This is a genomic window from Kitasatospora sp. NBC_01300 (genome assembly GCF_041435235.1).
Classification (GTDB): domain Bacteria; phylum Actinomycetota; class Actinomycetes; order Streptomycetales; family Streptomycetaceae; genus Kitasatospora.
The window spans coordinates 6,625,505-6,648,176 of record NZ_CP108408.1 but is presented as its reverse complement, the minus strand read 5'-3'; the positions used below and the strand labels follow the sequence as shown (position 1 = coordinate 6,648,176).

Below are 22,672 nucleotides of genomic sequence, written 5' to 3'. Positions count from 1 at the left end.
GCGTCACCAATGGATATTTGACACTCTGAAGTATCTCCCGGCATGGTTACTTCAGTTCATTCACTATGTACGGGAGGAAGCAACCGTGAGTGAGGCACCACAGCCCACCACCGCGGCCGAGAAGCAGAGCAGCGCCCGGGTCCTGCCGGCCCTCATCCTGGCGATGCTGTCGTTCAGCGTGGTGCAGACCGCGGTCGTCCCGATCCTGCCCTCGCTGGCCAAGGAACTGAGCGTCTCCGCGTCCAGCATCACCTGGCTGATGACCGCCAACCTGCTCTCCGCCGCCGTGCTGACTCCCCTGCTGGGCCGCTTCGGCGACCTCCGGGGCCGTAAGCCGATGCTGCTGATCTCGCTGGCCGGTCTGGTCGCCGGCTCGGCGCTGGCGGTCAGCACCCACTCCTTCACCTGGCTGGTCGTCGCCCGTGTCCTTCAGGGCGCCGGCGGTGGCGTGCTCCCGCTGGCGATCAGCATCGTCCGCGACGAGCTGCCCAAGCAGAAGGTGACCGGCGGCGTCGCCGCCATCAGCGCCTCGATGGGTGTCGGCTCCGGCCTCGGCCTGGTCGCGACCGGTCTCCTGCTGGAGCACTGGAGCTACAAGTCGATCTTCTGGATGGGCCTGGTCTTCGGCCTGATCGCGGTCGCCCTGGTCGCGTTCCGCGTCCCGTCCGACCCGGTCACCGACAAGGAGGGCGGCGCCGACCCGCTCGGCGCCCTCACCCTGGCCGGCTGGCTCTCCGCCCTGCTCGTCGCGGTCAGCCAGGGCAACCACTGGGGCTGGACCTCGACCAAGACCCTCGGCCTGTTCGCCGTGGCCGCCGTCGTCGCCCTGATCTGGGGGGTCATCGAGACCAAGGTCGCGCACCCCCTGGTGGACATGAAGATGATGTCCCGTCCGGCCGTCGCCTTCACCAACCTGGCCGGCCTGCTGATCGGCTTCGGCATGTACGGCTCGTTCATGGTGATCAGCAACTTCGCCCAGACCCCGGAGAAGCTCACCCACTACGGCTTCACCGCGACCGTCCTGCACGCCGGTCTGCTGCTGCTGCCGTCCGCGATCGGCTCGATGGTGGCGGCCCCGGTCGGCGCCATGCTGATCGCCCGCCGCGGCCCGCGCCTGCCGCTGGTCCTCGGTGGCGTCCTGGGTGCCGTCGCGATGGCCTACCTGGCCGTGCGGCACAGCCACGAGGGCGACATCTACACCTCCTCGGCGATCTTCGGCCTGGGCATCGGCCTGGCGTTCTCCGCCATGCCGGCCTACATCAACGGCGCCGTCCCGGTGGAGCAGAGCGGCATCGCCAACGGCATGAACGCCGTGCTGCGCACCGTCGGTGGCGCGATCGGCACCGCTGTGATGGCCGCCATCCTGACCGGCGACACCATGAAGCTGCCGCCGCAGATCCCGCTGCTGCTGCCCACGCTGGACGCCTACAAGCACGCGTTCTGGGCCGCGGCCGTCGTCTGCGCCGTCGCCGGCGTCGTCCCGTTCCTGATCCGCGGCGTCAAGCCGGCCGCCACCGTCGTCGCCTCGGGCGGCACGGCCGAGCGGAACTCCAGCCCCGAGCTGGCCAAGACCGACGCCTGACCAGGCGTCCGGCCCCGCGCTCAGGGACAGGGCGCGGCGGCCCGGCCTTCGGACGGTCGTGAGGGCATCACGACCGCACGAAGTCCGGCACGGTATGCGGCCCCAACCGGTACTCCCCCCCACCGGTTGGGGCCGCTTCGCGTTTCACACCCCCGGCGCCCCCGTCTCCTCCGCCCCCTCGGCCTCCTCGGCCCCCCAGAGCGGCAGCGGACGGGCCGGTTCCAACGCCGGATCGTCCACCGCGAAGGTCCGGATGCGCCCCGGCCCGCTCCACGGCGTCTCGAACCGCACGGTGACCCGCCCGACACCGCTGCCCTGCACCCACCCGGGCCCCAGCTCGGCATGGCGGACGTCCTGCCCGGGCATCCAGCGGCGCGGCGCGGCCGCCTCCGGCTCCTCCTCGGCCGTCTCGACCTCCGCCTCCGCGTGCTCGGCCGCCTCCTCCCGCAGGGCCTGCGCGAACAAGTCCTCCTGGGTGTAGTCGGCCAGCTGGGCGACCCCCACCCCGAGCAGCCGCACCCCGCCGGTGATGTCCACCTGGGAGGCCAGCCGGCGCGCCGTCTCGATGACCACCGTCTCGTCGTCGGTGGGCCCGCGCAGCGTCTCCGAACGGGTCAGCGTCGAGAAGTCGAACCGCCGGACCTTGAGCACCACCGTCCGCCCCGAGCGCCCGGCCGCGCGCAGCCGCCGCACGCACCGGGCGGCCAGCACCTCCACCTCGCGCAGCACCCGCTCCCGGTCCGCGAGGTCCACCTCGAAGGTGTCCTCCACCGAGACCGACTTGGCGTCCTGGTCGGCCACCACCGGCCGGTCGTCCAGCCCTATCGACATCTGGTGCACACCCGCGCCGTGCGCCCGGCCGAGCAGCTGCACCAGTTCGCCCTCCCCCGCCTCGGCGAGGTCCGCCACGGTGTTCAGTCCGGCCCGCCGCAGCACCTGTTCGGTGGCCGGCCCGATCCCGGGCAGCGCCCGGACCGGCATCGGGCCGAGCACGGCCCGCTCCTGCCCGGGTTCGATCAGCACCAGCCCGTCCGGCTTGGCCTGCTCGGAGGCGATCTTCGCCATCAGCTTGGACCCGGCGGCCCCGACCGACCCGGTCAGCCCGGTGCGCCGCTGGATGTCCGCCCGCAGGTCCTCCGCCAGGGCGAGCACCAACCGCTCCCCGGTCTCGTGGTCGGACTCCGCCAGCACCGGACCGTAGGGGCCGGCCTCCAGGTCGACGAAGGCCTCGTCCAGGCTGAGCGGCTGCACCAGCGGCGACAGCTCGCGCAGCAGACCCATCACGAGCTCGCTGACCTGCCGGTAGGCCTCGAACCGGCCGCTCAGGAAGGCCGCGTTGGGGCAGAGCCGGCGCGCCTGCGCCATCGGCATCGCCGAGTGCACTCCGAACTTCCGCGCCTCGTACGAGGCGGTGGAGACCACTCCGCGCCCGCCGAGCCCGCCGACCACCACCGGTTTGCCGCGCAGGCTCGGCTTGGCCGCCTGCTCCACCGCCGCGAAGAAGGCGTCCATGTCGAGGTGGATGATGCTCGGCAGTGATCGCACCCGCCGATCATCCCGCAGGGGTCCGACAATGCGCACGAACCCGGGCAGGCCCTAGATGAATGAGTCCGATTGTTGGGCTGGCCGCGACCATGACGAAGGGTGCCCGTTGGTTGGTTTGTGAAGACGAACCTGGACACCCTTCTGACGGCACTGTACGTGTTCATCGACGATCACATGGCCCCTCGTCACCGGATCGGGCGACCTCCGAGGCTCTCGGATGCGGAACTGCTGTGCCTGGCCGTGGCGCAGGTACTGCTCGGCTTCCCGTCGGCGAGGCACTGGCACCGCTTCGCGAGTGGCCGGCTGCGGCACCTGTTCCCGTACCTGCCGGGGCAGTCCGGCTACAACAAGCGTCTGAACGCGGCCGGCCCGCTCATCCCGCAGGTCGTCGGCGCACTGGCCCGGCAGGTGCCGACCTGGCACGACGACCTGCGGCTGATCGACTCCACGCCGCTGCCCTGCGCGGCCTCCCGTGAGACGGTCAAGCGCTCGGCCCTGGCCGGCACCGCAGGGTACGGCTACTGCGCCAGTCACTCCCGCTTCTTCTGGGGTCTGAGGCTCTACCTGTTGACCACGGCCGAGGGCATGCCGGTCAGCTGGTGCCTGGCCAACCCGAAACTCGGCGAGCGCGAGGTCATGGAGGCCATGCTCGGCCGTGACCGACACCTCGTGCGCCGGGGCCAGGTGATCCTCGGCGACAAAGGCTTCGCCGGAGCCGCGTTCGAGGCCTTCGTCACCGACGAGCTCGGCGCGCACCTGGTCCGGCCCGACCGCAAGGGCGAGCCTGCCCGATTCGGCAGGCTCGCCCGCGTCCGCCAGTGGATCGAGGCGGTCATCGACACCCTCAAGGGCCAGCTCAGTCTCGAACAGCACGGCGCACGAACCGAGGCCGGCGTCTTCGCCCGCACCGGTCAACGCCTGCTCGCCCTCGCCGCCGCGATCTGGCACAACTGGAACACCGGCGCCGCGCTCAAGCGCTCACTCATCGCCTATGACCACTGAGGACATCGGACTCATTCATCTAGGGGCTCTCTTTCGGATCACGTCGGATCAGCGCGCGGCGTCGGGGTGCGTGCATCGCAAGGCGGAGGAGGGAGTCCATGCGGAGTATCGGCGACCGACGACAACGCGGCGAGGTGCGTGCTCCGGCGTCGCGCGCCCGGCGTGATCCGAAAGAGAGCCCCTAGCCCTGCGCGGCGTCCACCAGAGCCTTCGGGATGCCGTCCTCCTGGGGCCCGAGGAACAGCGGGTCCGGCTTCAGCCAGGCGTTGACCGCCGCCTTGCCCGCCCCGGGTATCTCCCGCAGCCCGCCGTACAGCCAGGTGCCGTCGTGCGGTTCCGGCACCCCGACCGCGTACGCGTCGATGCCCGCCGCCTCGCACAGGGCCAGCGCCCGGCGGACGTGGAAATCCTGGCTGACCAGCACCGCCCGCTCCACCCCGAAGACCCGCCGGGCCCGGGTGCAGGAGTTCCAGGTGTCGAAGCCCGCGTAGTCGCCCACCACCCGGACCGCCGGCACCCCGTGCTCGATCAGGTACGTCCGCATCGCGTCCGGCTCGTCGTAGCTGTCCCGGCCGTTGTCGCCGGTCACCAGGATCGCCTGCACCTTCCCCGCCCGGTACAGGTCCAGCGCCGCGCTCAGCCGGTGCTCCAGGTACGGCGACGGCTTGCCCTGGTCCAGCCCGGCGCCGAAGACCACCGCGACCGGTGCGGACGGCACGCCGGCCACCGTGCCGACCCGGTCCCCGGCCGAGCACCACAGCCACGCACTCGGCGCCAGCGCCAGCGAACAGAGCACCGTCGCCGCCTGGAAGGCCCTGCGCTGCACGGGCCGCCGCCGAAACCGGACCTTCAGCAGCCCGCCCCGACGCCGCAGCAGACCCGCTATCCCGGTGCCGAACCCCACGTGTCCTCCCTCGATCGCCCCACCAGGCGCAACGACGAGGCCGCGGGCCCGGACGGTTCCCCGTCCGGGCCCGCGGCCTCGTCAGTTCTGCGGTCAGACCGCCCGGTTGCGCCGCTGGGCCAGCTCGTCGGACGGGTCGTGGCCGACCAGCGTCTCGCCGGTGTCGGTGCGCTCCGCGTGCAGCCGCCCGAGCGTCAGCTCCAGCTCCCGCCAGACCGCTCCGACCGCGATGCCGAACACCCCCTGACCGCCCTTCAGCAGGTCCACCACCTGCTGCGGCGTGGTGCACTCGTACACCGTCGCGCCGTCGCACATCAGCGTCATCCCGGCCAGGTCGCCCTGCTCGGCCGCCTGCAGATGGGCGACCGCCACCCGGATGTTCTGCAGCGAGACGCCCGCGTCGAGCAGCCGCTTCACGATCTTCAGCAGCAGGATGTCGCGGAAGCTGTAGAGCCGCTGGCTGGTGGCCGGGTACGCCGAACGGACGCTGGGCTCCAGCAGTCCGGTCCGGGCCCAGTAGTCCAGCTGGCGGTACGTGATGCCGGCCGCCGCGCAGGCCGTCGGACCGCGGTAACCGATCAGTTCGGACGTCGGGGCCAGCCGCTCGATGGCGGGCTGACCGGGCTGCACGGCCGGGAACCTGCCCACCCGGGGCAGGTCCGTCACGGTGCGAGCGGTGCGCGGCAGGTGCACGGCACACAGGCCTCCCACGGCCGTGTCATCGCCGGTGCTGCTCATGCCTGCCTCCGTCCACTGGTGCTGCGGGCAACCCGAACTGCGGGCATCGGTCACCCGGACAGCCACTCCTGACGGTAGGCAGTCCCCTATGACCCGTCAACGATCGCCACGCCGGGCCAGCCAAACCACATCACTCAGGAGAGTGGTTTTTCGTGCCCCTAGTGTGGGTAGGTCGACGGTTTTTGGCAAAACGGCAGGCCGAACAACGGCCTGACCTGTAGGGAAATCCGGTCCGCGCTACTGCGGGCCGCTGCCCCCGAAGTCCTCGGGCGACACCTGGTCGAGGAACTCGCGGAACTTCTCGACCTCGTCCTCCTGCTCGTCCGGGATCGCGATGCCCGCCTCGGCGAGCACCTCCTCGCTCCCGTAGATCGGCGTGCCGGTGCGCAGGGCCAGCGCTATCGCGTCGGACGGCCGGGCGCTCACCTCGACTCCGCCGGTGAAGACCAGCTCGGCGTAGAAGACGCCCTCCCGCAGGTCGGTGATCCGGACCTCGGTGAGCTGCTGCCCCAGCGCCTCCAGGACGTCCTTGAACAGGTCGTGCGTCAGCGGGCGGACCGGCGTCATGCCCTGCTGGGCGAAGGCGATCGCGGTCGCCTCGCCGGGACCGATCCAGATCGGCAGGTACCGATCGCCCCCGACCTCCCGCAGCAGCACGATCGGCTGGTTGGAAGGCATCTCCACTCGGACACCCACGACGTCGAGCTCATTCACACAGGCAACCCTATGGCTCAGGCCCCGGATATGAAAGCGCAGGGCCGACGCCGCTGGTCAGCGCGCTGCACCCCCGGCCGCCCGGGGTCTGGACGGCCGGCCGCAGGAGCCCCGTGGGAATCCCACAGGAACCCCGCGGGGACGCTATCCGCGGTTGCGCAGACCGGCCTGGACCATCGCCGCGTGCAGCCGCACGGACAGGGTCGCCAGCTCCCGCGCGGTGGCCTCGGCATGGGCCCTGGTCTGCGGGTTCCGGTGCCGGCGCAGTGGCGCCACCACCTGTTCCACCAGCGCGATCTCCCGGTCCGCCGCGGCCTTCATGGCCCGCAGGTGCCGCGGTTCCAGCCCGTACCGGCCGAGTTCCGCGACCAGCCGGGCCACCTGCAGCGCCTCGCCGTCGTACCCGCCGTCCGGACCGGGCGCGACCAGACCGTAGGACTCCCACTCGGACAGCTCGCGCTCCCCGGACTCGGCGGCCGCCAGCAGCTCGGCACGCCCCAGCCGGACTCCGGACGGGACGTCGGCCGAAGCCCCCAGCTCCCGGTCCGCCTCCTCCACCGGCCCGGGCCGGGTGTCGGCGGAGGGCGGCAGCGCGGGCGGTGCCTCACCGCGCTCGATGGCGTCCAGGTGCTCGCGGATCACCCGCAGCGGCAGGTAGTGGTCACGCTGCATCCGCAGGACGTAGGCCAGCCGCTCGACGTCGGCCGGGCTGAACTTGCGGTACCCCGAGGGCGTGCGCTGCGGCTCGACCAGCCCCTCCGCCTCCAGGAACCTGATCTTGGAGATGGTGACCTCGGGGAAGTCGTCGCGCAGGAAGGTCAACACCGCGCCGATACTCAGCAGCTCGTCACCGCTGCGCCGCCGCCCACCCGGCCGCTCCGGACGGACCGGCTGCCTGGGACCCGCGACCACCCCGCGCCCGCCGCGGTCCACGTACGGACCGGACGATGCGGGGGTGGCCGCCCCGAGAGAAGATGAAGGGGTATTCGTACTCACTCGGGCTCCTACCGACGTTGGGTTCAGTACCCCCGGTTGTGGCCGGCGAAGAACACCAGCCGGTACTTCCCGATCTGCACCTCGTCACCGTTGTTCAGCGACACCTCGTCGATCCGCTCCCGGTTGACGTAGGTGCCGTTGAGGCTGCCGACGTCCGCGACGCTGAACCCGGCCTGCGTCCGACGGAACTCCACGTGGCGCCGCGAGACCGTGACGTCGTCCAGGAAGATGTCGCCCTGCGGGTGACGGCCGGCCGTGGTGATGTCCGAGTCCAGCAGGAAGCGGCTGCCCGAGTTCGGACCGCGCTGGACGATCAGCAGGGCCGAGCCCGGCGGCAGCGCGTCGATCGCCGACAGCACCTCGGCCGACAGGGCCGGCGTCGCGCCGGTGCCGGTCGTGGTGTTGGGGTCGTACGACTCCAGGCCCGAAATGGAGATGGTCGACGTGGTCTCCGCCGCCCCCTCCGGGAGCAGGCCACCGCGAAGGGCCGTACCGCAGTTGGAGCAGAACCGGGCCGAGGCCGGGTTCTGGTTGCCGCACCTGGGGCACGGAGTGGGGCCAGCCATGTTCACAGCCTCCTGGCGCGGCACACCCGACGGGTTGTGCCCGGCGTACGGATCGGGGGCAAACCCTCCACCAGAGGTTGAGGGTCCTGACTGGAAACCTATGCGCGGGTCGCCGGAAGGGTCAACCGACGCGCCGTAGCCGACCGGATTACCGGCGTACTGGGCGGCGGCGCCGTCCCGGAACAGCTGCTGCTCGGCGTACGGCGCTCCCTCGGGAGCGGAGCGCATGCCCGGCACGGCGGCCTCGTCCTCGGGCCGGCGGTGCCGCGCGGTCGGCGCCTCGACGGAGGCCGCGCCACGGCCCTTGTTACGACCGAACAACTTCGAGAAGAAACTCACGGGCGAATCCCCTTGCGTGTGACAGACCCGCCCGCGGGGCAGGGTGAGAACCTCGGACAGACGGCGGGCCCGATTGCGGATCGGGCCTGCTGGAGTGGTACTCCGACGGTTGGTACTGCGGTTGGTGCTCCGGTGCGTACTGGTACGACCCAGTCTCGCCCACGCGACGGCGGCGCCCCGCACCGGGTGCCGCCCGCAGGTGACGGGCCGTTCGTCGGGCGCCCCGTCACTTCGATGCCGGCTTGGCGTACTGCGGCGTCTTCAGATCCACGAGGGCGTCCACGACCACCTTCTGCTGCTGGGTGATCGTCGCCCGCGCCTGGTGACTCTCCAGAGTACGGACGACACCCCCCGGGATGTTCAGCGCGGGTGTCAGATCCTGCGGGTTCCCCACGACAGTGAACCGGTAGGGCTGCGAGACCTTCTTCCCGTCGATCTGCACCCCGCCGCCCGACACGTCGGTGAAGTAGGTGTTGACCACCACGCGCACATCGTTGATCTGAATCGCCTCCGCCCCTGCCGCTCGAAGTTCTTGCAGGGTGTCCAGCAGCATATCTGCCTTCACCTGCCCTTGGGGATCATCGACCGTGAGTACGATGCCCGGACCAGTGGCTTTGACGGTACCGGCGAGCACGCCGAGCTCCGTCGTCTTCTTCCTGGTCTGCTCCTGGGCCTCCTTGGCCTGGTTGGAACTGTTCTCCAACTTGGCCAGGGACTGCTCCAACTCCGCCTTCTCCTGCTGAAGACGCTGCTGACGGCTGTCCAGTTCGTCGAGGATGCGCACCAGGTCCTCCTGGCGGGCCCCGCGGAGCTGACTGTGGTGGTCGTTGGTCGACCGCACCTGGATCGCCAGCCCCAGGCCGAGCGAGAACAGCAGCAGCGCCACCACCAACTGCCCGCGCGACATCCGCGGCGGCCACAGGGCCGCCTTGAGGCGCCGCCGTCCCGCACTGCGGTCCACGACGGCCGGCTCCACCACGGGCTCAGGTTCGGGCTCGGGCCCAGACTCAGGCTCAGACGCAGGCTCGGGCACAGGCGCCGCGGCCTTCGCGAGCCGCACCACGGGCGCGGGCGCCGCCTCCGCATCAAGCTCAGGCTTAGCGTCAGCCTTCGCCGCAGCCTGCTCCTCGGGCTCCTCCGCCGCCTCGGGCCCCTCGACCGTCCCCGGCTCCTCGGCCGGTTCGGCGTGCTGGACCTCCCCGGCCCCGTCCGCCGACTCCGGCCCCGGCACCTCGGCAGCCCGCTCCGACGCCTTCCCGCCGCCGTCCGCGTGCTCCTCCGCCGCCCCGCGGCCCGGCTCAGGCGCGGAAGACATGGCGCCGAATCGCGGCCGCGTTGGAGAAGATGCGGATGCCGAGGACGACGACCACACCCGTGGACAACTGCGAGCCGACGCCCAGCTGGTCACCGAGGAAGACGATCAGTGCCGCGACCACCACGTTCGACAGGAACGAGACGATGAACACCTTGTCGTTGAAGATCCCGTCCAGCATCGCCCGGACGCCGCCGAACACGGCGTCCAGCGCCGCCACCACCGCGATCGGCAGGTACGGCACGACGGCGTCCGGCACCTCGGGCTGGACGAAGAGTCCGACGACCACCCCGATCACGAGACCCAGTACGGCAATCACGGTCTAGCTGCTCCTGTCCCTGAGGACGACGACCCGGTCGGGGCCGTCGTGGACGAGTGGGCTGTCGTGGTCTTCGCGGACCCGGTCGGCGTACGCCGACCGGTGCTGCCCGCAGACGGTGAAACGGACGCGCTCGGGCTCCCGGAGGTTCCGGCGGTGGGTGACGGCGTCGGGGTGACCGAAGCCGCCGACGGGGACGCCGGGGGCGAGGGCTCGGGCGTGACCGGCTGGGCGGTCCGCAGCGTCACGCCCACCGCGGCCGGCAGCGTCAGGCTCTTCTGCGCGGACATGGTCGACTTGATGCCGTACTTCTCCTGGAGCAGCCGCAGGTACTGCCCGGCCATGTCGTTCTCGAAGGCGGTGAGCAGCTTCGGCCCGTCCCCGATCGCCTGGATGTTGTACGGCGGGACGAGCGGCCGGTTGTCCACCAGCACCGCCTCGCCCGCGGCCCGGATCGCCGAGAGCGCGGTGAGCCGCTGACCGTTGATCGCCACGGCTTCCGCACCGGATCCCCACAGGCCGTTCACCACCAGCTGGAGGTCGCGGTCCCGCAGCCGGCCGCTGTTGGAGAAGCCCTGCCCGGCCCGCGGGTCGACGTTTCCCCCGCCGCCGGTCCCCGCCGCGTCCTCCAGGACCAGCTTGACGCCCGGCCCCGCGACCTCACCCAGGCCCACCGCGCCGGTCAGACCGCCCTGGTCGCCGTCGCCCGTGGCGAGCGCCTGCTGCTGCGTGTTCTCGACCTTGCGCCGCAGGTCCTGGACCTGCTGCTGGAGGTGGTCGGCCGAGCCGTTGGTGTCGTTGATCCGGTGGATCAGCGCGTCCCGTTCCTTGGCCAGCGTGGGCTCCGCCTTGTGCGCGTTCACCGCGCCGACCGTCACCACGACCCCGACCAATGCCAGCCCGGCGCCCAGCGTGAGCAGGCCTCGGACCGTCCTGGGTATCCGACTGTCGTGGCCTCCGCCCCGCGCCGCGGCCGCCTCGGCGTAGCCCTCGTCGAGGCTGTGGTCCATGACGTTGGTCAGCAGGGACATCGAGGCGTCCGGGCGGTTGTACCGTCCGTTCGGGGCACTCGGCGTCGGCGTCGCTGGCATGCGGACCATCGTCCCACGTCGGCGAAGGGGCCCACGCACACCCCCTGAGCTGCACACACGACACAAAGTGACGGATCATTGCGAACAGTGTGAAAACGGACAGCGGGGCGCGCGGACCATGCCGCGCGCCCCGACCGTCAGGACCGTCGGACGATCAGACCGGTGCCGTCACCTCCCGGCCCCGTCGACCACCGCCGCCCACTCGTCGAGCAGCGCCTCCGTGGCCTCGTCGTCCGGACCCTCCGCCCACAGGTGGGTGGTCGCCTCGGCCGGGTCCGGCAGCACCAGCGTCCAGCGCCCGTCCGCCTCGACGACCCGGACGCCGTCGGTGGTGTCCAGCCGCCGACTGCCGGCCGCCTCGACCACCGAGCGCATCACCATCCCCTTGGCCGCCCACGGCGTCGCCAGGTCCCGGCGACGGATGTGCGCCTGCGGGATGCGCGCGTCGATCTGGCTCAGCGTGAGCTGGGTCCGCGCCACCAGGCCGACCAACCGCACGAAGGCCGCGGCCCCGTCCAGCACTCCGCTGAACTCCGGCACCACGAAACCGCCGCGCCCGTCCCCGCCGAACACCGTGCCCTCGGTGGCGGCCGCCTTCGCCAGGTCGTCCGGCGTCGTCGTGGTCCAGATGACCTGGGTGCCGTGGTACGCGGCGACCTGCTCGGCGATCCGGGTCGTGGTCACCGGCAGCGCCACCTGCCCGCTGCGCCGCTCGGCCGCGACCAGGTCCAGCAGCACCAGCAACGCCCGGTCGTCGTCGATCACCCGGCCCAGTTCGTCGACGAACGCGACCCGCTCGCCGACCGGGTCGAAGCGGACCCCGAAGGCCGCCCGGGAGGACGCCACCAGCTCACCGAGCCTGGCCAGCCCGGCCCGCCGCTCCTCGGCGTCCTCCGTCGGCCGCGCCTCGTCCAGCCCGCTGGAGACGGTGAGCGCCTCCACTCCGAGCCGTCCGAGGATGCTCGGCAGAACCAGGCCGGCGCTGCCGTGCGCGGTGTCCACGACCACCTTCAGTCCGGCCTCCCGGACCCCGGTGGTGTCGACGGCCCGCAGCAGGTTGCCCGCGTAGGAGTCGAAGACGCTGGACGGGAAGGTCAGGTCCCCGATCTCACCGGGGAAGGCCCGCCGGTACTCCTGGCGCGCGTACACGCGGTCCAGCTTGCGCTGACCGGCCTGCGAGAGATCGGCCCCGCGCTCGTCGAAGAAGAGGATGTCCAGCGAGTCGGGCACCCCCGGCGTGGTCCGCAGGAAGATCCCGCCCGCACTCCCCCGCGCGGTGTGCTGCCGGGCCACCGGCATCGGCACGTTCTCCAGGTCGCGGACGTCTATGGCCGACGTCTGGAGCGCCGAGATCATCGCCCGTTTGAGCGCACGCGCACCACGCGAGTGGTCACGCGCAATGGTGACGGTCGCCCCCTTCTTCAGGGTCGTGGCGTACGCGCCGGCCAACCGCACGGCCAGTTCCGGGGTGATCTCGACGTTCAGGATGCCCGACACGCCACGCACCCCGAACAGGTGCTCCTGGCCGCGGGACTCCCAGATCACCGACGTGTTGACGACGGCGCCGGCCTCGATGGTCTTGAACGGATAGACCCGGACGTTCGCACCGATGATCGACTCCTCGCCGATCAGGCACTCGTCCCCGATCACCGCGCCGTCCTCGATCCGGGCGGCCCGCATCACGTCGGTGTTCTTGCCGACCACACAGCCGCGCAGATTGCTCTGCGGCCCGATGTAGACGTTGTCGTGCACGACCGCCTTGTGGAGGAAGGCCCCGCGCTTGACCACCACGTTGCTGCCGAGCACGGTGTGCTCGCGGATCTCGACGCCGGCCTCGACCTTGGCGTAGTCCCCGATGTACAGCGGCCCGCGCAGCACCGCCTCCGGGTCCACCTCCGCGCCCTCGGCCACCCAGACGCCCGGCGAGATCTCGAACCCGTCGAGCTCGACGTCGACCTTGCCCTCCAGGACGTCCGCCTGGGCCTTGCCGTAGCTCTCGTGGGTGCCCACGTCCTCCCAGTAGCCCTCGGCGACGTAGCCGTAGACCCGCTTGCCCTCCTTCAACAATTGCGGGAAGACGTCACTCGACCAGTCGACGGACTCACCTGCTGCTACGTAGTCGAAGACCTCTGGTTCCATCACGTAGATACCGGTGTTCACAGTGTCCGAGAAGACCTGCCCCCAGGTCGGCTTCTCCAGGAAGCGCTCGACCCGTCCGTCGTCGTCCGTGATCGTGATACCGAACTCGAGGGGATTCGGCACCCTGGTGAGACAGACGGTGACCAGCGCGTTCTTACTGCGGTGAAACTCGATCAATTCCGAGAGGTCGAAGTCGGTCAGTGCGTCACCGGAGATCACCAGAAAGGAGTCGTCCTTCAACGCGTCCTCGGCGTTCTTGACACTCCCCGCGGTGCCTAGCGGCGTCTCCTCGTGGGCATAGGTCAGATGCATGCCCAGGTCCTCGCCGTCACCGAAGTAGTTCTTGACCAGTGAGGCCAGGAACTGGACGGTGACGACGGTGTCGGAGAGGCCGTGCCGCTTCAGCAGCCGAAGCACGTGCTCCATGATCGGCCTATTCGCGACCGGAAGCAGCGGCTTCGGCATGCTGGAGGTCATCGGGCGGAGTCGGGTTCCTTCGCCCCCTGCCATGACAACGGCTTTCATTACGGGTGCGTCCTCCTTTGCGGTGGTGGACCTACAGGTCCATCAAACCGTTCCAGAGGGATCCCTACCCGGAAGGTATCGTCCGACGCACCGATACGGCGTGGGACTTCTCTCAGATCACGTCTCAGACTGCGGACGCGGAGCCCGTCGAGCCCGCTCGGGTGATCCGCCGGGCCTGAACCGCGTAAAGAATACCGGCCCACCAGTACAATGTGGTCCCCCACCAGATGAAGGCCCAGCTCACCACCTCGGCCGGCCGCGCGATCCAGCTGTCCACGCTGCCGAGCAGGAGAAGCGGAAACGCGTACATCAGATTGAAGGTCGCGGCCTTCCCCAGAAAACTCACCTGAAGCGGCCCGTAACCATGCCGGTTCAAAATGGGCAGCAGCGCGCCGATAAACACTTCCCGGGCCAGCAGAATCGCCGTCACCCACCACGGAAGAATCTCACGCCAGGTCAAACCGACCAGCGTGGACAGCACGTAGAGCCGGTCGGCCAGCGGATCGAGCAGCTGCCCCACCCGGCTGACCTGCCCCCATCGCCGCGCGAGTTTCCCGTCGAGGTAGTCGCTGACACCGCTCAGCATCAGGATCAGCAGCGCCCAACCATCGTTGTTGGGGCCGTCGAAAACCGGCCAGAGAATCAGCCAGAGAAAAAGCGGAACACCGACCAGCCGGCCCATGCTGAGCAGGTTGGGGATGGTGAGGACGCGATCGGTCTGGACCCGCGTCTCCTGGACCTCCACCCGGGGGCCTCCTGTCCCGTGTGACGACAATGCACGTTGACCCTACAACAGAAAAGCCCCCGCCAGGTTCACCCGGCGGGGGCTTCTCGAATGATTGTTCGGCGGCGTCCTACTCTCCCACAGGGTCCCCCCTGCAGTACCATCGGCGCTGTAAGGCTTAGCTTCCGGGTTCGGAATGTAACCGGGCGTTTCCCTCACGCTATGACCACCGAAACACTATGAAACTGTCAACCGCACCAACCCGTGGCAGGGCTGGGGTCGTTGTTTCAGAACAACACAGTGGACGCGAGCAACTGAGGACAAGCCCTCGGCCTATTAGTACCGGTCAACTCCACCCCTCACAGGGCTTCCATATCCGGCCTATCAACCCAGTCGTCTACTGGGAGCCTTACCCTCTCAAGGAGGTGGGAGTGCTCATCTCGAAGCAGGCTTCCCGCTTAGATGCTTTCAGCGGTTATCCCTCCCGAACGTAGCCAACCAGCCATGCCCTTGGCAGGACAACTGGCACACCAGAGGTTCGTCCGTCCCGGTCCTCTCGTACTAGGGACAGCCCTTCTCAACACTCCTACGCGCACAGCGGATAGGGACCGAACTGTCTCACGACGTTCTAAACCCAGCTCGCGTACCGCTTTAATGGGCGAACAGCCCAACCCTTGGGACCTACTCCAGCCCCAGGATGCGACGAGCCGACATCGAGGTGCCAAACCATCCCGTCGATATGGACTCTTGGGGAAGATCAGCCTGTTATCCCCGGGGTACCTTTTATCCGTTGAGCGACGGCGCTTCCACAAGCCACCGCCGGATCACTAGTCCCTACTTTCGTACCTGCTCGACCCGTCAGTCTCACAGTCAAGCTCCCTTGTGCACTTACACTCAACACCTGATTGCCAACCAGGCTGAGGGAACCTTTGGGCGCCTCCGTTACTCTTTAGGAGGCAACCGCCCCAGTTAAACTACCCACCAGACACTGTCCCTGATCCGGATCACGGACCCAGGTTAGACATCCAGCACGACCAGAGTGGTATTTCAACGACGACTCCACAACAACTGGCGTTGCTGCTTCAAAGTCTCCCACCTATCCTACACAAGCCGAACCGAACACCAATATCAAGCTATAGTAAAGGTCCCGGGGTCTTTCCGTCCTGCTGCGCGAAACGAGCATCTTTACTCGTAATGCAATTTCACCGGGCCTATGGTTGAGACAGTCGAGAAGTCGTTACGCCATTCGTGCAGGTCGGAACTTACCCGACAAGGAATTTCGCTACCTTAGGATGGTTATAGTTACCACCGCCGTTTACTGGCGCTTAAGTTCTCAGCTTCGCCCCACCGAAATGGAGCTAACCGGTCCCCTTAACGTTCCAGCACCGGGCAGGCGTCAGTCCGTATACATCGCCTTACGGCTTCGCACGGACCTGTGTTTTTAGTAAACAGTCGCTTCTCGCTGGTCTCTGCGGCCACCCCCAGCTCAGAGTGCAAGACTCGTCACCAGGAATGGCCCCCCTTCTCCCGAAGTTACGGGGGCATTTTGCCGAGTTCCTTAACCATAGTTCACCCGAACGCCTCGGTATTCTCTACCTGACCACCTGAGTCGGTTTGGGGTACGGGCCGCCATGAAACTCGCTAGAGGCTTTTCTCGACAGCATAGGATCATCCACTTCACCACAATCGGCTCGGCATCAGGTCTCAGACTATGTGAACGGCGGATTTGCCTACCGTTCGTCCTACACCCTTACCCCGGGACAACCACCGCCCGGGCTGGACTACCTTCCTGCGTCACCCCATCGCTCACCTACTACCCTCTTGGGTCACCGGCTCCACCACGTCCCATTGTCCGAAGACTCCGGGCCGGCTTCACGGGCTTAGCATCAAGAGGTTCAGCGTTGGCGCTTCAAAGCGGGTACGGGAATATCAACCCGTTGTCCATCGACTACGCCTGTCGGCCTCGCCTTAGGTCCCGACTTACCCTGGGCAGATCAGCTTGACCCAGGAACCCTTGGTCAATCGGCGCAAGAGTTTCCCACTCTTGTATCGCTACTCATGCCTGCATTCTCACTCGTATACCGTCCACGACTGGTTTCCACCGCCGCTTCACCCGGCACACGACGCTCCCCTACCCATCACAGCAGGCGTTGGCCCTATTGCTGCAATGACACGACTTCGGTGATGTGCTTGAGCCCCGCTACATTGTCGGCGCGGAATCACTTGACCAGTGAGCTATTACGCACTCTTTCAAGGGTGGCTGCTTCTAAGCCAACCTCCTGGTTGTCTCTGCGACTCCACATCCTTTCCCACTTAGCACACGCTTAGGGACCTTAGTCGGTGTTCTGGGCTGTTTCCCTCTCGACCATGGAGCTTATCCCCCACAGTCTCACTGCCACGCTCTCACTTACCGGCATTCGGAGTTTGGCTAAGGTCAGTAACCCGGTAAGGCCCATCGCCTATCCAGTGCTCTACCTCCGGCAAGAAACACGTGACGCTGCACCTAAATGCATTTCGGGGAGAACCAGCTATAACGGAGTTTGATTGGCCTTTCACCCCTAACCACAGGTCATCCCCCAGGTTTTCAACCCTGGTGGGTTCGGTCCTCCACACGGTCTTACCCGCGCTTCAACCTGCCCATGGCTAGATCACTCCGCTTCGGGTCTTGGGCATGCAACTCAGACGCCCTATTCGGACTCGCTTTCGCTACGGCTACCCCACACGGGTTAACCTCGCTACACACCGCAAACTCGCAGGCTCATTCTTCAAAAGGCACGCAGTCACGGCCCACCAGCAAGCTGATGAACGACGCTCCCACGGCTTGTAGGCACACGGTTTCAGGTACTATTTCACTCCGCTCCCGCGGTACTTTTCACCATTCCCTCACGGTACTATCCGCTATCGGTCACCAGGGAATATTTAGGCTTAGCGGGTGGTCCCGCCAGATTCACACGGGATTTCTCGGGCCCCGTGCTACTTGGGAGTTTCTCAAACGAGCCGTACAGATTTCGTCTACGGGGGTCTTACCCTCTACGCCGGACCTTTCGCATGTCCTTCGACTACCCATACGGTTTCTGACTCGCCGACCGGCCGGCAGACCGATCAAGAAAAATCCCACGACCCCGTGATGGCAACCCCTGCCGGGTCTCACACCATCACGGTTTAGCCTCATCCGGTTTCGCTCGCCACTACTCCCGGAATCACGGTTGTTTTCTCTTCCTGCGGGTACTGAGATGTTTCACTTCCCCGCGTTCCCTCCACACTGCCTATGTGTTCAGCAGCGGGTGACAGCCCATGACGACTGCCGGGTTTCCCCATTCGGAAACCCCCGGATCAAAGCCTGGTTGACGGCTCCCCGGGGACTATCGTGGCCTCCCACGTCCTTCATCGGTTCCTGGTGCCAAGGCATCCACCGTGCGCCCTTAAAAACTTGGCCACAGATGCTCGCGTCCACTGTGCAGTTCTCAAACAACGACCAGTCACACACCCTCAACACCCCCAAGGAGCGCATCAGATGAGGCCGGCTTCCTAGAAGAAACAGCCTTACGGCCGTTCCCTCAGGACCCAACAACGTGCCCGACACACCCGATCAACAATCCGTCTTCCACGCCGAAGCAGTACTAACGGATGCCAACCCAGTGTGCCGAATAGTCAACGTTCCACCCATGAGCGACCGTGCAGAACATTCGCCTGCAAGCGGCCATGTGCTCCTTAGAAAGGAGGTGATCCAGCCGCACCTTCCGGTACGGCTACCTTGTTACGACTTCGTCCCAATCGCTGGTCCCACCTTCGACGGCTCCTCCCCTTACGGGTTAGGCCACCGGCTTCGGGTGTTACCGACTTTCGTGACGTGACGGGCGGTGTGTACAAGGCCCGGGAACGTATTCACCGCAGCATGCTGATCTGCGATTACTAGCAACTCCAACTTCATGGGGTCGAGTTGCAGACCCCAATCCGAACTGAGGCCGGCTTTTTGGGATTCGCTCCGCCTCGCGGCATCGCAGCCCTTTGTACCGACCATTGTAGCACGTGTGCAGCCCAAGACATAAGGGGCATGATGATTTGACGTCGTCCCCACCTTCCTCCGAGTTGACCCCGGCAGTCTCCTGTGAGTCCCCATCACCCCGAAAGGCATGCTGGCAACACAGAATAAGGGTTGCGCTCGTTGCGGGACTTAACCCAACATCTCACGACACGAGCTGACGACAACCATGCACCACCTGTATACCGACCACAAGGGGGCGACCATCTCTGGCCGTTTCCGGCATATGTCAAGCCTTGGTAAGGTTCTTCGCGTTGCGTCGAATTAAGCCACATGCTCCGCTGCTTGTGCGGGCCCCCGTCAATTCCTTTGAGTTTTAGCCTTGCGGCCGTACTCCCCAGGCGGGGAACTTAATGCGTTAGCTGCGGCACCGACGACGTGGAATGTCGCCAACACCTAGTTCCCAACGTTTACGGCGTGGACTACCAGGGTATCTAATCCTGTTCGCTCCCCACGCTTTCGCTCCTCAGCGTCAGTAATGGCCCAGAGATCCGCCTTCGCCACCGGTGTTCCTCCTGATATCTGCGCATTTCACCGCTACACCAGGAATTCCGATCTCCCCTACCACACTCTAGCCTGCCCGTATCGAATGCAGACCCGGGGTTAAGCCCCGGGCTTTCACATCCGACGCGACAGGCCGCCTACGAGCTCTTTACGCCCAATAATTCCGGACAACGCTCGCACCCTACGTATTACCGCGGCTGCTGGCACGTAGTTAGCCGGTGCTTCTTCTGCAGGTACCGTCACTTGCGCTTCTTCCCTGCTGAAAGAGGTTTACAACCCGAAGGCCGTCATCCCTCACGCGGCGTCGCTGCATCAGGCTTTCGCCCATTGTGCAATATTCCCCACTGCTGCCTCCCGTAGGAGTCTGGGCCGTGTCTCAGTCCCAGTGTGGCCGGTCGCCCTCTCAGGCCGGCTACCCGTCGTCGCCTTGGTAGGCCATTACCCCACCAACAAGCTGATAGGCCGCGGGCTCATCCTGCACCGCCGGAGCTTTACACCAACCCCCATGCGGAGGAAGGTCATATCCGGTATTAGACCCCGTTTCCAGGGCTTGTCCCAGAGTGCAGGGCAGATTGCCCACGTGTTACTCACCCGTTCGCCACTGATCCACCCCGAAGGGCTTCACCGTTCGACTTGCATGTGTTAAGCACGCCGCCAGCGTTCGTCCTGAGCCAGGATCAAACTCTCCGTGAATGTCTACCCGCAGTGCCTAATTAAAAGCACTGGGCGGCACTCGCGTTGAGCGGCACGGCAACCACCGGAATAGGGCGGTCCCGCGCACTGCGTCCTCGCTAGTGTTTTACTTCAAAAGGAATCTCCAACCCCAGAAAATTCTGAGGCCGGGGATGTCAACATATCTGGCGTTGACTTTTGGCACGCTGTTGAGTTCTCAAGGAACGGACACTTCCTTCGGACCGCCTTCCAGCGGGCCCTCCGGGCGCTTCGTTCTTTCGTGTTTCCAGCTTACCAGACGTTTTCCGCCCCGTTTACCGGGGGTTTTCGCATCTGAAATCTGGTGTTAACCGCCAAGTCGCGGCGACTCGCCCAACCATAGCGGGTCGCCCGCCGGAGTGCGAATCGAGGCGCTCCCGGTGTCACCCGGTCGGCGGCATGATTTGTTGCTCTCGCGAGCATATACAGCAATGGTCCCGATTCGCCAAGATGCCTGTAGAGTGCGGCGCATCGACTAAGAGGACTAGACCACTAACGGTCGGTGAGCCGCCGGACGACGAGCCGGGCTGGGTGTGGGTCTTCGCCCGGGAATGTCAGCAGATGTCCGAAGTTGACATGATTTAGGCTTCAGTCGATCGTCCTGCCGCTGCTCGCGGCCGCTCGCTGTACCGCTCACTTGGGAGGCAGAACCATGACCACTGTGACGTCGCCGCTGACCGGCAAGGTCGTCGGGCTCGCCGGCGTGCCCGACCCGGTGTTCTCCGGCGCGATGGTCGGCCCCGGCACCGCGATCGACCCGGAGCGCCGGCCGACCGAGGCGGTCGCTCCGGTGGACGGCGTCGTCGTCTCCATGCACCCGCACGCGTTCGTCGTGGTGGACGCCGAGGGCCACGGTGTACTGACCCACCTGGGGATCGACACCGTGCAGCTGAACGGCGAGGGCTTCGAGCTGCTGGTCAACAAGGGCGACACGGTGACCCGCGGTCAGGCCGTCATCAAGTGGGACCCGGCCGCCGTCGAGGCCGCGGGCAAGTCGCCCATCTCGCCGATCGTGGCGCTGGAGGCGAACGCCGACTCGCTGGGCGACCTGCGGGAGGACGGCGAGGCCGTCTCCGGCGAGGCCCTGTTCAACTGGAGCTGACCTCTTACTTTGCACACACCCGCCCCGCAGGAGTTGTCGGGGCGGCCCGGCACACAGCGGTTCCCGGCGGGGCCGCTCCTCTCAGCGGAGACAGGTGACATGAAGAAGACGCTGCGCGGCGTGGGTGTCAGCCACGGGGTCGCGATCGGCCAGGTGCGGCACATGGGGACGGCGGTCTTGGAGCCCCCGGCCACCCAGATCCCGACCGAGGACGCCCCCCGCGAGCAGGCCCGTGCCCAGGCCGCCGTCGAGGCGGTCGCCGCGGACCTGATCGCCCGCGGCAACCTGGCCGGTGGCGAGGCGCAGGCCGTCCTGGAGGCCCAGGCGCTGATGGCGCAGGATCCGGAGCTGATGGCCGACGTCTCCCGCCGGATCGCCGTCGGCAGCAGCGCCGAGCGCGGCGTGTACGACGCCTTCGCCGCCTACCGGGCGCTGCTCGCCTCCGCCGGCGACTACCTGGCCGGGCGGGTCGCCGACCTGGACGACGTCCGCAACCGCATCGTGGCCCGGCTGCTGGGCGTGCCGATGCCGGGCGTGCCGGACAGCGACGAGCCGTACGTGCTGTTCGCACGGGACCTGGCGCCGGCCGACACCGCGCTGCTCGACCCGACGCTGGTGCTCGGCTTCGTGACCGAGGAGGGCGGGCCGACCAGCCACAGCGCCATCCTGGCGCGGGCGTTGGGCGTGCCGGCCGTGGTCGCGCTGCCCGCTGCGACGGACGTCGCCGAGGGCACCGTCGTCGCCGTGGACGGCAGCTCCGGCGACGTGCTGCTGGACCCCTCGCAGGAGAAGCAGGACGAACTACGGGCGGTCGCCGCCCAGCGCAAGGCCGCGCTGGCCGCGTCCTCCGGCCCGGGGCAGACCTCGGACGGGCACCGCGTGCCGCTGCTGGCCAACGTGGGCGGCCCGGCGGACGTGCCGGCCGCGCTGGAGAACGGCGCCGAGGGCGTCGGCCTGTTCCGGACCGAGTTCCTCTTCCTGGACGACTCCGCGAAGGCGCCCACCGAGGAGAAGCAGGTCGAGGCGTACCGCAAGGTGCTGGAGGCGTTCCCGGAGGGCCGGGTCGTGGTCCGGGCGCTGGACGCGGGCGCGGACAAGCCGCTGGACTTCCTCACCCCGGCCGACGAGCCGAACCCGGCGCTGGGCGTGCGCGGTCTGCGCACCCTGCTGGAGCACCCGGAGGTGCTGCGGACGCAGCTGCGGGCGCTGGCCCGGGCCGCCGAGGGCCTGCCGGTGCACCTTGAGGTGATGGCCCCGATGGTGGCCGACCGCAAGGACGCCAAGGACTTCGCCCAGGCGTGTCGCGAGGCGGGGCTGGAGGCCAAGTTCGGCGCGATGGTGGAGATCCCGTCGGCCGCGCTGCGGGCCCGGTCGATCCTCCAGGAGGTCGAGTTCCTGTCGCTGGGGACCAACGACCTCGCGCAGTACACCTTCGCCGCCGACCGTCAGGTGGGCGCACTGGCCCGGCTGCAGGACCCGTGGCAGCCGGCGCTGCTGGACCTGATCGCCGCGGCCGCCGAGGCGGCGCAGGCCACCGGCAAGAGCTGCGGCGTCTGCGGTGAGGCGGCCGCCGACCCGCTGCTGGCCGTGGTGCTGACCGGTCTGGGCGTCACCAGCCTGTCGATGGGCTCGGCCTCGATCCCCTACGTGCGGTCGACGCTGGCCAAGTACACGCTGGCGCAGTGCCGCCGGGCGGCCGAGGCGGCCCGGGCGACGGACAGCGCCGAGGAGGCGCGGGCCGCCGCGCAGCAGGTGCTCTCCGGCGAGTAGGACGGGCGAACAGCAGGAAGGGGTGCTCCCACCGGGTCCGGTGGGAG

General features: G+C 67.7%; 15 protein-coding genes and 3 rRNA genes. 4 read left to right on the top strand and 14 right to left on the bottom strand.

Translation table 11 applies throughout. From position 1 onward, the window contains the following. Positions 1 to 85 precede the first annotated feature (85 nt). Positions 86 to 1,582, top strand: a complete 1,497-nt coding sequence (locus OG556_RS29045) for an MFS transporter (protein ID WP_350879022.1) — start codon at positions 86 to 88, stop codon at positions 1,580 to 1,582. A 144-nt stretch (positions 1,583 to 1,726) separates the two neighbouring features. Here the strand turns inward: OG556_RS29045 and OG556_RS29040 are convergent, their stop codons facing one another. After that, on the bottom strand, positions 1,727 to 3,127 hold the full coding sequence (locus tag OG556_RS29040; RefSeq protein ID WP_371521275.1) for a DNA polymerase IV: 1,401 nt from the start codon (positions 3,125 to 3,127) through the stop codon (positions 1,727 to 1,729). A gap of 117 nt (positions 3,128 to 3,244) precedes the next feature. On the opposite strand from OG556_RS29040, the gene OG556_RS29035 reads away from it, so the two are divergent. Then, entirely contained in the window at positions 3,245 to 4,129 is an 885-nt protein-coding gene (locus tag OG556_RS29035; RefSeq protein ID WP_331744010.1) for an IS982 family transposase, read from the top strand. A 181-nt stretch (positions 4,130 to 4,310) separates the two neighbouring features. On the opposite strand, the gene OG556_RS29030 is transcribed toward OG556_RS29035, so the two are convergent. The 13 genes from OG556_RS29030 to OG556_RS28970 form a co-directional block, all read right to left on the bottom strand. After that, the gene (locus tag OG556_RS29030; RefSeq protein WP_371521272.1) at positions 4,311 to 5,033 is read right to left on the bottom strand and encodes a vancomycin high temperature exclusion protein; all 723 of its coding nucleotides are present in this window, start codon (positions 5,031 to 5,033) and stop codon (positions 4,311 to 4,313) included. A 93-nt stretch (positions 5,034 to 5,126) separates the two neighbouring features. Next, positions 5,127 to 5,771, bottom strand: a complete 645-nt coding sequence (locus OG556_RS29025) for a MerR family transcriptional regulator (protein WP_363585308.1) — start codon at positions 5,769 to 5,771, stop codon at positions 5,127 to 5,129. Between the two features lie 237 nt (positions 5,772 to 6,008). Continuing rightward, positions 6,009 to 6,485, bottom strand: a complete 477-nt coding sequence (locus OG556_RS29020; protein WP_063350203.1) for a bifunctional nuclease family protein — start codon at positions 6,483 to 6,485, stop codon at positions 6,009 to 6,011. A gap of 144 nt (positions 6,486 to 6,629) precedes the next feature. Then, the gene (locus tag OG556_RS29015) at positions 6,630 to 7,325 is read right to left on the bottom strand and encodes a MerR family transcriptional regulator (RefSeq protein ID WP_371522967.1); all 696 of its coding nucleotides are present in this window, start codon (positions 7,323 to 7,325) and stop codon (positions 6,630 to 6,632) included. Between the two features lie 179 nt (positions 7,326 to 7,504). Next, positions 7,505 to 8,386: an FHA domain-containing protein gene (locus OG556_RS29010; RefSeq protein WP_371521269.1), complete on the bottom strand. Its 882-nt coding sequence runs from the start codon at positions 8,384 to 8,386 to the stop codon at positions 7,505 to 7,507. A 226-nt stretch (positions 8,387 to 8,612) separates the two neighbouring features. Beyond that, positions 8,613 to 9,701 (bottom strand): DUF881 domain-containing protein, encoded by a 1,089-nt coding sequence (locus OG556_RS29005; protein WP_371521266.1) that lies wholly within the window; start codon positions 9,699 to 9,701, stop codon positions 8,613 to 8,615. After that, positions 9,685 to 10,017, bottom strand: a complete 333-nt coding sequence (locus OG556_RS29000) for a small basic family protein (protein WP_030062488.1) — start codon at positions 10,015 to 10,017, stop codon at positions 9,685 to 9,687. The genes OG556_RS29005 and OG556_RS29000 overlap by 17 nt, the downstream gene beginning before the upstream one ends. Next, positions 10,014 to 11,108 (bottom strand): DUF881 domain-containing protein, encoded by a 1,095-nt coding sequence (locus OG556_RS28995; protein WP_371521262.1) that lies wholly within the window; start codon positions 11,106 to 11,108, stop codon positions 10,014 to 10,016. The genes OG556_RS29000 and OG556_RS28995 overlap by 4 nt, the downstream gene beginning before the upstream one ends. 168 nt (positions 11,109 to 11,276) lie before the next feature. Continuing rightward, positions 11,277 to 13,772 (bottom strand): sugar phosphate nucleotidyltransferase, encoded by a 2,496-nt coding sequence (locus tag OG556_RS28990; protein WP_371521259.1) that lies wholly within the window; start codon positions 13,770 to 13,772, stop codon positions 11,277 to 11,279. A gap of 124 nt (positions 13,773 to 13,896) precedes the next feature. Continuing rightward, positions 13,897 to 14,517, bottom strand: a complete 621-nt coding sequence (pgsA, locus tag OG556_RS28985) for a CDP-diacylglycerol--glycerol-3-phosphate 3-phosphatidyltransferase (protein ID WP_063350199.1) — start codon at positions 14,515 to 14,517, stop codon at positions 13,897 to 13,899. 96 nt (positions 14,518 to 14,613) lie between these two features. Next, a 5S ribosomal RNA gene (rrf, locus tag OG556_RS28980) occupies positions 14,614 to 14,730 on the bottom strand. Between the two features lie 82 nt (positions 14,731 to 14,812). Then, positions 14,813 to 17,932 (bottom strand): 23S ribosomal RNA (locus OG556_RS28975). A 279-nt stretch (positions 17,933 to 18,211) separates the two neighbouring features. Further along, a 16S ribosomal RNA gene (locus tag OG556_RS28970) occupies positions 18,212 to 19,735 on the bottom strand. The 16S, 23S and 5S rRNA genes sit together here, the layout of an rRNA operon. 670 nt (positions 19,736 to 20,405) lie before the next feature. Here OG556_RS28970 and OG556_RS28965 point away from each other — a divergent pair. Together OG556_RS28965 and ptsP are read left to right on the top strand one after the other, a co-directional pair. Next, positions 20,406 to 20,855: a PTS glucose transporter subunit IIA gene (locus OG556_RS28965; protein ID WP_371521256.1), complete on the top strand. Its 450-nt coding sequence runs from the start codon at positions 20,406 to 20,408 to the stop codon at positions 20,853 to 20,855. Between the two features lie 99 nt (positions 20,856 to 20,954). Then, positions 20,955 to 22,625: a phosphoenolpyruvate--protein phosphotransferase gene (gene ptsP, locus OG556_RS28960; RefSeq protein ID WP_363586841.1), complete on the top strand. Its 1,671-nt coding sequence runs from the start codon at positions 20,955 to 20,957 to the stop codon at positions 22,623 to 22,625. The last annotated feature ends 47 nt before the right edge of the window (positions 22,626 to 22,672 follow it).